A 12,444-nucleotide genomic window follows, 5' to 3' on the forward strand; every position below is an offset into this window, starting at 1 on the left:
GATCATGAACATATTGCTCTCCCTACTCGGCATGACCGCCATCTTAGGCGTCTGTCTTTACCATAGAGTTAGTCTGGTACGTGCATTAGTTGTATTAACCGGCGCAATGGTAGCATTAACACTGCTTGGCGGCGTGGCTGTTACTGGCTGGCTTTGCTATCTATTAGCCGTTGCGATCTTTGCTGTACCGACCATTCGTCAGACACTGATCAGCCAAAAAGCACTCTCTTTATTTAAGAAAGTTCTGCCAGCGATGTCTCAGACAGAAAAAGAAGCACTAGAAGCTGGCACAGTATGGTGGGAAGCAGAGCTGTTCAAAGGCAAACCTGAATGGAAGAAGCTTCAGAACATTGCTGACCCAAAACTCTCTGAGGCTGAGCAAGCGTTTTTAGATGGTCCAGTAAATACCGTGTGTGAAATGGTCAACGATTACCAAGTGACACATGAGCTTGCTGATTTGCCACCAGAAGTATGGCAATACCTGAAAGACCATAAATTCTTCGCCATGATCATCAAGAAAAAATACGGCGGCTTAGAGTTCTCAGCTTACGCTCAATCTTTGGTTCTACAGAAGTTGACGGGTGTTTCTAGTGTATTGTCATCGACGGTTGGAGTACCTAACTCATTAGGCCCTGGTGAGCTTTTACAACACTACGGTACAGAAGAACAAAGAAACCACTACCTGCCTCGCTTAGCGGAAGGTAAAGAGATCCCTTGTTTTGCTCTGACTAGCCCAGAAGCCGGTTCAGATGCAGGTTCAATCCCAGATTACGGTGTGGTTTGTAAAGGCGACTGGCAAGGCGAAGAAGTACTTGGCATGCGCCTAACTTGGAACAAGCGTTACATCACTCTCGCGCCTGTCGCGACCGTTTTAGGCTTGGCTTTTAAATTGCGTGATCCGGATGGCCTGCTTGGTGACCAAAAAGATCTTGGTATCACTTGTGCGCTTATCCCAACGGATTTAAAAGGCGTAGAGATTGGCAACCGCCACTTCCCACTAAACGTACCTTTCCAAAATGGCCCGACGCAAGGCGACGATATCTTCGTCCCTATCGATTTCATCATTGGTGGCCAGAAAATGGCCGGTCAAGGCTGGCGTATGCTGGTTGAGTGTCTGTCGGTTGGTCGTGGTATCACACTACCTTCAAACTCAACCGGTGGCATTAAGTCTGCCGCGCTTGCAACTGGCGCTTACGCTCGTATCCGCCGTCAGTTCAAACAGCCTATTGGCCGCATGGAAGGGGTTGAAGAGCCACTTGCACGCCTTGCAGGTAACGCTTATGTAATGGACGCTGCAAGTAACCTAACCGTTGCGGGCATCGACCTTGGTGAAAAGCCTTCGGTTATCTCTGCAATCGTTAAGTACCACTGTACTCACCGTGGCCAGCGCAGCATCATTGATGCGATGGATATCGTCGGTGGTAAAGGCATTTGTTTAGGCCCATCGAACTTCCTAGCTCGTGGCTACCAAGGCTCGCCTATCGCGATTACGGTTGAAGGCGCAAACATCCTGACTCGTTCAATGATCATCTATGGTCAAGGTGCGATTCGCTGTCACCCTTACGTACTGAACGAAATGGAAGCGGCTTATTCTGAAAGCAGCGATGCGCTTGATAAGTTTGATTCAGCGTTAGCAGGGCACGTTAGCTTTACGATGAGCAACCTAGTCCGCAGCTTGTGGTTTGGTTTAACCGATGGTCGTGGTTCTGATGCGCCAACACCTTCAAATAAAACAGATAAACAGACACAGCGTTACTACCAACAGCTAAACCGCTACAGTGCAAACCTAGCGCTACTGTCTGATATTTCAATGGCAGTTCTTGGCGGCTCACTAAAGCGTAGAGAACGTTTATCAGCAAGACTGGGTGATATCCTGAGTCAACTTTACCTAGGTTCAGCAACGTTGAAGCGCTTTGAAAGCGAAGGCAGCCACGCTGAAGATCTACCGTTAGTACATTGGGGTATGCAAGATAGCTTACGTCAGACTGAAGTGGCGATTGATGAGTTCTTAGCGAACTTCCCTAACCCTGTGATTGGTCGTCTGCTTCGTGTTGTGCTAATGCCATTTGGTCATATCCGTCGTGCTCCAAACGACAAGCTCGATAGCAAAGTGGCGCACATTCTACAAACACCAAGCGAAACACGCTCTCGTATAGGTCGCGGCCAATACCTAGAAGCGACGAAATACAACCCAGTAGGTAAGATTGAAAAAGCGCTAGAAGTGATTCTTCAAGCTGAACCTCTGTTCGACAAAGTCTGCAAAGAGACACATCAAAAACGTGCCTTCTTACGACTTGATCTTGTTGCTCAGTTGGGACTTGAGAAAGGCATCCTAACTGAGAAAGAAGCTGCGTTGCTTGTCAGTGCAGAGGAACACAGACTGTATACAATTAACGTTGATGACTTCTCACCAGAGGAGCTTGCAGCAAAGTCTCAGTACCCAGACCAATCGATTGATAACGTCGCTTAAGGCCAGAAAAAGAAACAAAAACGGGACTCCTATGAGTCCCGTTTTTTTGTTCATGATTTCATTGCCAAAAATTTCAATGCTTTATCTAGCGGCTTATTCTCTCTAGACAATCTAATCATCTAAGCGAGTTACTTGGGCGCCTTGAGCTGCATCTCAGGTAACGCTTTTTTCTTCGCCTTAACCTTACGAACCACAAACCAAATCAATAAGCCCAATAGAATAGCGACCACATTACCCACCGCAATAATGATCATACTGCGCTGTCTGTCATCTTCACGTTTTTGAAGGATCATCAACTCTGTTGCGATACGCTTCTGTTCAGCAAGAGCTTCTTCTTGAAGACGTCGTGACTCTGCTAAGTCGATATCTTCAACAACGCTGTACGACTGCTCGGTAATTGGAAAAATCAGCGGGCGCTGACTTGAAGCATCAGTGGCATAAACCATCCCTGACCAATTATAAATTCCTAAATCGCCATTATAAGGCACCTCTAAAGCGACTTTCATTGCGTCGACTTCAGCTTGCCCCTGCTTGTACATCACATATTCATCAGGAGCCTTGTGCTCAACATGAACCGCTAACGAGCTCGGTGCGATCATCCCCTGTTCACCAGACACCACAATAGTATGAGGTAAACCCTCTTTTCGTGATTGAATGAAGGTGCTAGTGATCGGTGTTGGGTAAACCAAGACTTCTTGCTCTTGCGCTCGCAGGAACACGCCATTACCAGAGGTAATACGCGCTCGGTATTTACCGGGCTCGATATCAATTGGCAAAGAGACAGTGAACACACCATCTCCGGCCTTTTCATCAAGATCAGCGCCATCATCGGCAAACTCGCCCATCACAACCGGCACCGGGCGCGCTTCTCTCACCAAAGACTCTTCGTTTTCAACAAACTTAGTAAAGGTAACCTTAAGCTTCACGCGATCGAGAAAATCGCGCAGCACCAGCGGCTTGCCATCAGAAGTCAAACGAGCCGTAAATTTAATGTGTTCGGTTTGATACAGTTTGTCTGGGAAGTCATTGGCATCCAAAACAAGGTGAGACAATAGCTTGATGTTGTTCTTAGGTGAGACCTTACCGACCGCTTGCCAAGGGCCAGGCATCGGATTGTCGATAGAGATAATGTCCATGGACGATTCTTCGTACCAACGGACATTATCAGCATTGCGCCAAGAGTAGTATTTCTTGCCATCAGGGCGAACCAAAACGACAGGTTTAGAGTTATCGGCTCGATAAATCACAAAGGTGACTTGTTCAATACTGGGATCAACTCTAAAACGGTTGTCCAATAAACTCATAACGGATTCTGTTGCTGCATGTAAGCCAAAACTTAACAGCAATAAGCAACCGGTAGCCAATACCCTTAACATACTTTCTCCCTACTGACGCCAGAGGCAGCTTCCGCTTTTCTCGACGAGATCTAAACGACTTTGATGCGCTTCTACTTCATCGGCCGTAGCTCGTAAAACCTTTAGGGATTTTCGACCACTTTCTACTCTTCGTATGCTTTCGGCTTCACCTTCCTGTTGACCAGCGTTAAATTGCAGCGAAGTTTGACCACCCGTCATCAATAAGTAGACGTCGGCTAGGATCTCCGCATCGAGCAATGCGCCGTGGAGAGTGCGGTGCGAGTTATCGATACCGTAACGGTCACATAAGATATCTAGGTTGTTTCTTTTACCTGGGAATATCTTCTTCGCCATTGCCAAGGTATCGGTAACTTTACAGTAGTCATCCGTTTTACCTATCGCTGGGTTGAGCTTCTCAAACTCATAGTCCATGAAGCCCGTATCGAAGGGCGCGTTATGAGCCACCAGCTCCGCACCTTTGATAAAGTCGAGAAACTCTTTATGAATGTCTTGGTATTCAGGCTTATCAATCAAGAATTCATCGGTAATACCGTGAACGCCAATCGCCTCTTCTTGAATCGCACGATCGGGCTTGATGTAGACGTGGAAATGACGCCCGGTCAGCCTACGGTTGATGATCTCTACTGCACCAATTTCAACGATGCGGTGACCCATATAGTGAGGGCCACCTTCTGTATTCATACCGGTGGTTTCGGTATCGAGTACAACAATGCGCTTATTTTCGTTCGAACTGTTTTTTTCGTTCGTGCTTTGTTCTGGAGTGCTACTGGTATTCATAAGGATAACTGTGTCAGACTATGCCGATAATGTGCTTGAGGTAATAGTATCAAATCATGACGAAACAAGTTGAAATTTTCACTGATGGTTCTTGTTTAGGCAACCCTGGTCCCGGCGGCTATGGCATCGTACTTCGCTACAAAAAAGTCGAGAAGACGCTAGCAGAAGGTTTCACGCTAACAACCAATAACCGTATGGAAATGCTCGCCGCTGTCGTTGCTCTCCAAGCCCTCAAAGAACCTTGCTCTGTGATTCTGACCACAGATAGCCAATACGTGCGTCAAGGCATCACACAGTGGATTCATAACTGGAAAAAGCGTGACTGGAAAACAGCCGACAAGAAACCGGTTAAAAATGCCGATCTGTGGCAAAGGCTCGATAAAGAAACCGCTCGCCATAGCGTTGATTGGCGCTGGGTAAAAGGACACGCGGGACACAGAGAAAACGAAATGTGTGATGATTTAGCGCGAAATGCAGCGGAGAATCCGACTCTAGAAGATACGGGCTATCAACCAAGCTAATCGTCTTTTTAATTAGACGCACATTTCAGAAAGCGATTTATAATTTCTTAAACTAATTGACAATTTCTCAATCGAATTGATAGATGAAAAGCCGACAACTAATCGGCTTTTTCTGTTTTTAGCGGATATGACGCTTTGGCTGAATCCATTGTACGTCGCGTATTGGTTCTAAAACTTGCCCCAACAGGCGAGAAACGTCGCTTGAGGTGCCAATGTGGTTTGATGGGTTTTAGCGGGTAAGTACGCTTACGAGCAACAATAAAGTATTGGCTTCCGGCGAAGGATGCACAACCACCTAAGCTGTTCTCCAACCACGTCCACATCGCTTGATACTTACTCATCGGAAACAGCGCGTAGGTGTCACAATGAATTACTTCATAGTTAAGTACACCTAACCAGTCTTTAATTCGACTTGGCGTGTACATACGCCCACTCCAAGGCAAGCTGTTCTTTCGCCAAGGCATCAAACTGGCAAGCCCAGTGACACTGATTGGGTTGAAGCCCGTGATAATGATATAGCCATCGTCCATCATCACTCGATCGACTTCTCTCAATAAGCGATGCGGGTCATTGCTATAATCTAACTGATGACTCAACACTACAACATCAAAGCTTTTCTCCAAAAAGGGTAAATTATAGCCATCCGCTATCACATTATGTAATGGGTTCTGGATATCTAGGTTTACTTGATGTTGAATGTTGCATGTGCAGCTAGAAATCTCACTACTGAGGCCACCGAGCTTGAGCATATGGTAACCAAATAGCTTTGGGCACCACTCATCGAGTCGAGTTTGAATAGATTCTCTCAACCAGTCCCCATTGTGCAATTGCGCCCAAGTGTAAGGACGTTCAAACTTCTTTCTGCTACGTGCTGGCTTCATCAATAATCTGTCTCACTTATTCTGTCGCACTAATAGTGACTGGAGAACCAATAATGTTACATATCAAAAGCATACCTGCATTTAACGACAATTACATCTGGCTGATTCAAAATAGCGATCGCCGTTGTGCTGTCGTCGACCCTGGTGATGCGGCTCCAGTATTAGAGTACTTGGCACACCATGAGCTAACTTTAGATGCAATCTTGATTACACACCACCACCACGATCACATTGGTGGTGTTCCAGAACTCGTTAGACAATTTCCCGGCGTGGATGTTGTCGGTCCAAGGAATGAACCTATCCCTACCTTAACTCATCCGGTCGATGATGGTGATCAATTAGAACTGTTTGGCGAAGTATTCCTCGTCCTAGGGCTCAGTGGCCATACTGCGGGTCATATTGGTTATGTGGGCGATGCCAAACTGTTTTGTGGTGATGTGTTGTTCTCTGCGGGCTGTGGCCGAATCATGGAAGGCACACCACAACAGATGTTCGATGCACTGAATAAGATCACGGCTCTGCCTCAAGAAACCGAAGTTTATTGTGCACATGAGTACACTGCAGCCAATATCGCTTTCGCATTAGCCGTAGAGCCTGATAACCAACATTTGCAGCAATATCGCGACCAAGTGAACCGACTACGAGCTCAAAATAAGTCGACCATCCCAACAAATTTGAGACAAGAGAAGTTTGTGAACCCTTTCTTGCGTTACACCGAACCAAGTGTAGTGAAATCAGTGTCTAATCGTACAGAGCAGACCGATCCTCTATCAGTATTCACCGCTTTACGTGCGTGGAAGAACGAATTTTAACAAATACAGACTTGTCACTCATAGGGGGTGGCAAGTATTATCATCGGCCGTTTATTAAAAAGGCTGTAACATGCGAGTTAAGTACAGCTGGGCTTTGGTATTACTACTTTCTGGTTGCCAATTAACTCAGTCAGAGAATCCAGACCAAGCTTCCGAGCAAACCAACACATCTCCTACTAAAGAAGTTTCTCAAGCGAACGTTTCATCAGAAGCAACAGCCAAAGAAGATCAAAAAGTTGAAGCACCTGTCGTTACTCCACAAACACAAGAAGATGTTTGGAAACGCATTGCGATGCAACTTGAAATGGAAGTGCCAGACCAAAAGAAGGTCGACTACTACCGAACTTGGTATCTCAAGCACCCGAGTCATCTAAAAACAGTATCAAAGCGTGCTGAACCTTTCTTGTATCTGATCACGACTAAGATTGAAGAAAAAGGCTTACCACTAGAATTGGCACTACTACCCGTTGTAGAAAGCTCTTTCGATGCGTTTGCCTACTCTCATGGCAGTGCTGCTGGTCTATGGCAATTCATTTCAGGCACTGGCAAAGACTACGGGCTTGAACAGAACTTTTGGTATGACGGTCGCCGCGATGTTGCCGCCTCTACCGACGCCGCCTTGGACTTCCTCTCAGATCTTAACCGACGTTTCGATGGCGACTGGAATCATGCGATTGCTGCCTATAACAGTGGTGGTGGTCGAGTAAACAGCGCAATCCGCAAGAACAAGAAGCTTGGCAAGCCAATCGACTTTTTCTCTTTGGACTTACCAAAAGAGACCAGCAGCTATGTACCTAAACTGCTTGCTCTAGCAGATGTCATTGCCAACCAAGAAAAGTATGGCATCGATATTCCGGCGATCCCGAATAAGCCAGTGCTGACTCTGGTTAACCCTGAAGAACAGCTTGATTTAGCCATTGCTGCGAACTACGCAGGCATTCCTGTCAAAGAACTTCAAGGTTACAACCCGGCTTACAACCAATGGGCAACGGCACCAGAGAAACACCAACAACTATTACTTCCTTTAGATTCAGTTGAGAAATTCAACAAAGAAGTCGCTGCCAATAAAGGCAAAGGCATGAAGTTGGTGCGTTACAAGGTTCAATCTGGTGACAGCATTAGCGTACTGGCAAGCAAATATAACACCACCAGCAAAGTGATCCGCTCTGCAAACGGTTTGAGCAACAACAATATTCGTATTGGCCAGCACTTACTTATCCCAACATCCACCAAAGACGACAAGACATACGCCCTAAGCGCCTCAAACCGCCTAGCAAGCACACAGTCGAAGAGTCGTGGTCAATATAAGCTCAGCCATACTGTAAGAAGTGGTGACAGCCTATGGACGATTGCACGCGCAAATAAGGTCTCTCATCAATCACTGGCTAAGTGGAATGGCATGGGACCACGCGACACGCTTAGAGTTGGTCAAGAACTGGTCATTTGGAAGAACGGCTCAGACGGCGCCATCATCCGTACGATCTTTTATAACGTAAGATCAGGTGACACAGTCAGCGGTATTGCATCAAAGTTCAAAGTAAAAAGTACAGATGTTGTAAAATGGAACACTTTGCAGAACAAAAAATACCTACAGCCAGGACAAAAACTGAAGCTGTATGTTGATGTAACTAAGGTAAGTGTATGAACCCGTCAAGTAACCCACTCGTCATGCTGTTGGATATATTCCGTTCGCCAACAGCTTGTTTCTTAGCGCTTTATCAACGAAGTGCTTGGGGATGGCAACCCTACGTCGTATTAATGCTCAGCCCATTTTTGTTTTGGGGTGCTTATTTTTCGAATGTAGATTTTGCATGGTTAAGTGCAGAGCTCTCGCAGCAACTGGCTCAAACGAACCCTGACCAATTGGCGTTACTTGACAGCAATACCTTACTCGCAAGTGAAATCATCAGCGACGTATTTGGCCGAACATTAACCATCGTTCTATTGGCATTCTGGTTTAACCTAGCAACCAAGCCAAGCCAACATCAGCACAGCTTTTGGCGATGGTTTGCAGCGGCATCGGTTGTTATATTCCCAGCTGTTTTAGGTGATGTAGCAAGCTACGCAAGCCTGATACTCAAGCATGGACATGTGATGAACTACGCTGCCGACTTGAACAGCTTAAATGGCTTGATCAAGTTACCGCTAACTAATGATTGGTCACAGTTTGCTAGCTCATTACCACTGCTTCTGCCATGGTACATCGTGCTAGGTTATGCTGCGGTATTAACGTGGACTGAGTTTGAACGCGGGCAAGCGCTTGTGATTTCAGGCTTACCATGGGTTGGCTACTACCTAATCTGGGCGCTCTACATTTTAATCTTTTAAGTAGAAGAGATAAGGCTAGCGAAGACTCTCTAGCCTATTGTTCCGTTAGATTTCCCAAGGTAACCACCGTGCGAATGGTTAAGTTCCAATGACTAATAGCTAATCACTATTTAGCCTTAAAGGTCACTCGCATAGGGTTATGATCAGAAGCGTCCGTAATGGGCGCTTTTGCTTTTTCTACCTCTAGCCCTCGATAGAACACATGGTCGAGCACCAGTCCTGTAATGAACTGAGTTCTGTTATCTGGCTCAAAGGCAACTTCCGTCAAACCAACCTTCTCCAACGCATCTTTCAATACAGCAAAGCGAGCTTCACTCCAGCTATTAAAGTCCCCAGCAAAAATAACCGGCCCACGATACTTTTGCAGATTGTCAGTTAAGCTCTTGAGCTGAGCCTCGTAATCTTCCGTACCAAAGGTAAAGTTCACAGCGTGGATATTAATCACAGCCAGCTCTTCGCCATTGTTTAGTTGGTAACGCGACCAAAGCGCCGATTTAGGCAGTTGAAGCCAAGGTTCTTCATGAGTATAAGCACACGCTTCAATCGGTAAATGGGTTGCTAGGTTGAGTACCCCAGCACTTTGCTCAAAGGCCTCAAACGCATTAACACGTGTGCTTCCCCACTGTCCGCTCATTACCCATTGGCGAAGTCCTTCTGTCATACTAGCTTCTTGCAGCAAGACTAAATCGCTACCTGCCGACAGCTTATTTAACTCACTCTGCCAATTATTTCGGTTTTGCTTGTAGATATTCCACACCGTAATGTCTAAGCCATCAGACACATCAATCGCTTTCGGTGCAGAGTTTTGGTAGCAACTGTAGATGTCGTTACTGGTACTTTGAGAGGAAATGATCAGGTTGGGTTTATTCGGGATCACGAAGATAAAATGAAAACTAACGACAGCAAGCGTTATCAATAACGTGATAACAATGATGGTTTTCTTAAACATACAGCACCCTACCAGAGATGAAAAAGGAGCGATAAACGCTCCTTTTAGGGTAATAGTTTTTTTATACGGCGTCTTCGTCTTCTTCGCCAGTACGAATACGTACCACACGTTCAACTTCAGTAATGAAGATCTTACCGTCACCAATTTTACCTGTTTGAGCCGTCTCAATGATGGTATCAACACATTGGTCAGCCACTTCGTCGGTCACAACGATTTCTAGTTTCACTTTAGGTAAAAAGTCGACCATGTACTCTGCGCCGCGGTATAGCTCAGTATGACCTTTTTGACGTCCAAAGCCTTTAACTTCAGATACTGTCATACCCGTAATACCCACTTCTGCAAGTGCTTCACGTACATCATCAAGTTTGAATGGCTTGATAATGGCTTCAATCTTTTTCATGTTCATCCCTTAAACTGTGCGAATGGCTCATTATCGGTTAGCTATAGTAAACATTCAATGAAAAAAGCCAGAGCTTTAAAGCTCTGGCTCGAAATTTATCATCTTGTTTAATCAGCGCTTTGAGAAGGTTTTACTTAAGGCTTGCGTAGTAAGCGGCTAGATTCGCGATGTCTTCATCACTCAGCATTGAAGCTTGAGCCTGCATTACAGCGGCCAAACCGCCGGTGCGCTGGCCATTCTTATAGGCCTTAATTGATGAAGCGATGTATTGCTCGTTTTGACCTTTAAGGTTTGGATAGCCAGGGATCACTGCGATACCGTCTGCACCATGACATGCCGCACAGATTGCTGCTTTAGCTTGACCCGCAGCAACATCAGCCGCCAGAGCGTTACCACTCAATAGTCCAAATCCAAGAACTAATCCTAGTGTAATTTTCTTCATTGCATATTCCATTAATTATTTTTATTAAAGTGACGGTGAATTGTGACATAAACTTTTTCTACTTGCTCCAAAGCGCTTCACAATCTTGACCTTCGTAGTTTTTATCTACGAATAAGCCTAAAACAGCGATCACTCGATCGCCATCCATTAATATCGGCGTTTTGCGTCTTAACCAACTGGGTACTTGGTACTCTTGAAACAACTTCTTAAGCTTCCTGCTATGACCGCGCCCAACAGGGTGTGCTGACAATCCCTCAGGGTTAAATATCACTCGCAGTGTTCCTCTCGTTGTGTTGAGACTAAAATGTTGCGCATCACAGTGGTTAGATACACCATCACTCGCCGCTGAAGTTAAGTGTAGTTCCCCTAAACCGTCAGGCAAAACTAAGCTCTCTTCCATCGAGATATCACTTTGCCAGTTCGACAAGTCTTTGGTCTCTTTTACGACATGGAGCTGATGATTAAAACGTCTAACCTCAACCTCATTCAACACCAGCTTAGGGTTGGCGTCTGCCTGAGCACATGCCACCTCATCCCATATAAGTTTGAGCTGCTTTTGGCTCGGCATCGGTTGATTACAGCGGCTCAGCCACATTCTTAATAAGCGTGCACGCAGTAAATCAGAGTACTGAGATAATACCTCAATACTTAAGCTGTGCTTCTCAGTCAAAGCTTGTTGTAAGTGAGATTCTAACAACTCATCCAACAGTAACTCTTGCTCTGCACATAGCTGAGCACTACGACTGACCGATTCTCGAAAACTAGGCCAACGCTCGGTCAGTGTCGGAGTGACTTGATGACGAATAAAATTACGGTCAAAGCGAACGTCTTGATTACTCTCATCTTCTACCCAAGTTAAAGCCATATCGCGCGCCGCCACTTCAATATCCGTTCTCGTCACCGACAGCAGTGGGCGAACGATATGAGCACCTGAAAATGGCATCACTTTCGCCATTGAAGAGAGCCCTTTCGGACCACTGCCACGCTTAAGAGCTAACAAGAAGGTCTCGACTTGGTCATCGATGTGCTGGCCTGTCACTAACACATCACCTTGTCTAATATGCTTTTTAAGGGCTTGGTATCGCGCGTCTCGAGCCAGCTTTTCAACGCTTTCTCCACGGCTAATATCTAGCGAGACTCGTTCAATGAACAAGGATACCGACAAAGCATCACACCATGTTTTGCACTGCTCTGCCCAATAATCAGCATTGTTGCTTAAGCCGTGGTGAACATGTACCGCACAGCAATCGATGTGATGGGACTTAGCGAATTGGGCAGCCAACTCCAACAACACTCGTGAATCGACACCACCACTGAAAGCGACGATCAACCGACAAGGCTTAAGCGCGCTTTGATCAAGTACAGATGTGAAGGTATCAATTAAGTGTGTCATGAGGCTAATAAACCAAGAGATCGTGTGTTAAGGGATAATGTTTTAATAATAAAAAAGGGTTGGCACTGAGTCCAACCCTTTCATCATTTGTTCGT

At 45.8% G+C, this 12,444-nt stretch carries 12 protein-coding genes; 5 read left to right on the top strand and 7 right to left on the bottom strand.

Annotated elements, in window-relative coordinates:
* Window positions 1-4: 4 nt before the first annotated feature.
* Window positions 5-2,470 carry an acyl-CoA dehydrogenase FadE gene (gene fadE, locus AB6D06_RS03230; RefSeq protein ID WP_372109929.1) on the top strand — a complete coding sequence of 822 codons (2,466 nt, stop codon included), beginning with the start codon at window positions 5-7 and terminating at the stop codon, window positions 2,468-2,470.
* 128 nt (window positions 2,471-2,598) lie between these two features.
* Here fadE and AB6D06_RS03235 read toward each other — a convergent pair whose 3' ends face one another.
* Entirely contained in the window at window positions 2,599-3,846 is a 1,248-nt protein-coding gene (locus AB6D06_RS03235; RefSeq protein WP_372099680.1) for a TIGR03503 family protein, read from the bottom strand.
* 9 nt (window positions 3,847-3,855) lie between these two features.
* Complete coding sequence (dnaQ, locus tag AB6D06_RS03240) at window positions 3,856-4,623, bottom strand: DNA polymerase III subunit epsilon (protein ID WP_017060722.1); 768 nt, start codon at window positions 4,621-4,623, stop codon at window positions 3,856-3,858.
* Between the two features lie 56 nt (window positions 4,624-4,679).
* Here dnaQ and rnhA point away from each other — a divergent pair, with 56 nt between their 5' ends.
* Window positions 4,680-5,144 (top strand): ribonuclease HI, encoded by a 465-nt coding sequence (rnhA, locus tag AB6D06_RS03245; protein ID WP_017060723.1) that lies wholly within the window; start codon window positions 4,680-4,682, stop codon window positions 5,142-5,144.
* A 98-nt stretch (window positions 5,145-5,242) separates the two neighbouring features.
* Here the strand turns inward: rnhA and AB6D06_RS03250 are convergent, their stop codons facing one another.
* The gene (locus AB6D06_RS03250) at window positions 5,243-6,025 is read right to left on the bottom strand and encodes a class I SAM-dependent methyltransferase (RefSeq protein WP_017060724.1); all 783 of its coding nucleotides are present in this window, start codon (window positions 6,023-6,025) and stop codon (window positions 5,243-5,245) included.
* 53 nt (window positions 6,026-6,078) lie between these two features.
* On the opposite strand from AB6D06_RS03250, the gene gloB reads away from it, so the two are divergent.
* The 3 genes from gloB to AB6D06_RS03265 all read left to right on the top strand — a co-directional run bounded on the left by gloB (window position 6,079) and on the right by AB6D06_RS03265 (window position 9,165).
* The gene (gene gloB, locus AB6D06_RS03255; protein ID WP_017060725.1) at window positions 6,079-6,837 is read left to right on the top strand and encodes a hydroxyacylglutathione hydrolase; all 759 of its coding nucleotides are present in this window, start codon (window positions 6,079-6,081) and stop codon (window positions 6,835-6,837) included.
* Window positions 6,838-6,907: 70 nt separating this feature from the next.
* Window positions 6,908-8,482, top strand: a complete 1,575-nt coding sequence (locus AB6D06_RS03260; protein WP_017063374.1) for a LysM peptidoglycan-binding domain-containing protein — start codon at window positions 6,908-6,910, stop codon at window positions 8,480-8,482.
* Window positions 8,479-9,165 carry a YIP1 family protein gene (locus AB6D06_RS03265; RefSeq protein WP_017060727.1) on the top strand — a complete coding sequence of 229 codons (687 nt, stop codon included), beginning with the start codon at window positions 8,479-8,481 and terminating at the stop codon, window positions 9,163-9,165. The genes AB6D06_RS03260 and AB6D06_RS03265 overlap by 4 nt, the downstream gene beginning before the upstream one ends.
* Before the next feature lie 106 nt (window positions 9,166-9,271).
* Here AB6D06_RS03265 and AB6D06_RS03270 read toward each other — a convergent pair whose 3' ends face one another.
* From AB6D06_RS03270 to tilS, 4 genes are all read right to left on the bottom strand, one after another.
* The gene (locus AB6D06_RS03270) at window positions 9,272-10,114 is read right to left on the bottom strand and encodes an endonuclease/exonuclease/phosphatase family protein (protein ID WP_017060728.1); all 843 of its coding nucleotides are present in this window, start codon (window positions 10,112-10,114) and stop codon (window positions 9,272-9,274) included.
* 61 nt (window positions 10,115-10,175) lie between these two features.
* Window positions 10,176-10,514, bottom strand: a complete 339-nt coding sequence (gene glnB, locus AB6D06_RS03275; protein WP_017063373.1) for a nitrogen regulatory protein P-II — start codon at window positions 10,512-10,514, stop codon at window positions 10,176-10,178.
* A 130-nt stretch (window positions 10,515-10,644) separates the two neighbouring features.
* Window positions 10,645-10,968, bottom strand: coding sequence for a cytochrome c (locus AB6D06_RS03280; protein ID WP_170791809.1), 324 nt, complete (start codon window positions 10,966-10,968; stop codon window positions 10,645-10,647).
* A 46-nt stretch (window positions 10,969-11,014) separates the two neighbouring features.
* A complete protein-coding gene (tilS, locus tag AB6D06_RS03285; RefSeq protein WP_372109930.1) occupies window positions 11,015-12,349 on the bottom strand; it encodes a tRNA lysidine(34) synthetase TilS in 1,335 nt (444 codons plus the stop codon).
* Window positions 12,350-12,444: the final 95 nt, after the last annotated feature.

The organism is Vibrio sp. 10N.239.311.G01 (assembly GCF_041465805.1).
Classification (GTDB): domain Bacteria; phylum Pseudomonadota; class Gammaproteobacteria; order Enterobacterales; family Vibrionaceae; genus Vibrio; species Vibrio crassostreae_C.

Coding starts and splice junctions, on each gene's coding strand:
- fadE (WP_372109929.1), top strand. CDS start 5: ATGAACATATTGCTCTCCCTACTCGGCATGACCGCCATCTTAGGCGTC.
- AB6D06_RS03235 (WP_372099680.1), bottom strand. CDS start 3,846: ATGTTAAGGGTATTGGCTACCGGTTGCTTATTGCTGTTAAGTTTTGGC.
- dnaQ (WP_017060722.1), bottom strand. CDS start 4,623: ATGAATACCAGTAGCACTCCAGAACAAAGCACGAACGAAAAAAACAGT.
- rnhA (WP_017060723.1), top strand. CDS start 4,680: ATGACGAAACAAGTTGAAATTTTCACTGATGGTTCTTGTTTAGGCAAC.
- AB6D06_RS03250 (WP_017060724.1), bottom strand. CDS start 6,025: ATGAAGCCAGCACGTAGCAGAAAGAAGTTTGAACGTCCTTACACTTGG.
- gloB (WP_017060725.1), top strand. CDS start 6,079: ATGTTACATATCAAAAGCATACCTGCATTTAACGACAATTACATCTGG.
- AB6D06_RS03260 (WP_017063374.1), top strand. CDS start 6,908: ATGCGAGTTAAGTACAGCTGGGCTTTGGTATTACTACTTTCTGGTTGC.
- AB6D06_RS03265 (WP_017060727.1), top strand. CDS start 8,479: ATGAACCCGTCAAGTAACCCACTCGTCATGCTGTTGGATATATTCCGT.
- AB6D06_RS03270 (WP_017060728.1), bottom strand. CDS start 10,114: ATGTTTAAGAAAACCATCATTGTTATCACGTTATTGATAACGCTTGCT.
- glnB (WP_017063373.1), bottom strand. CDS start 10,514: ATGAAAAAGATTGAAGCCATTATCAAGCCATTCAAACTTGATGATGTA.
- AB6D06_RS03280 (WP_170791809.1), bottom strand. CDS start 10,968: ATGGAATATGCAATGAAGAAAATTACACTAGGATTAGTTCTTGGATTT.
- tilS (WP_372109930.1), bottom strand. CDS start 12,349: ATGACACACTTAATTGATACCTTCACATCTGTACTTGATCAAAGCGCG.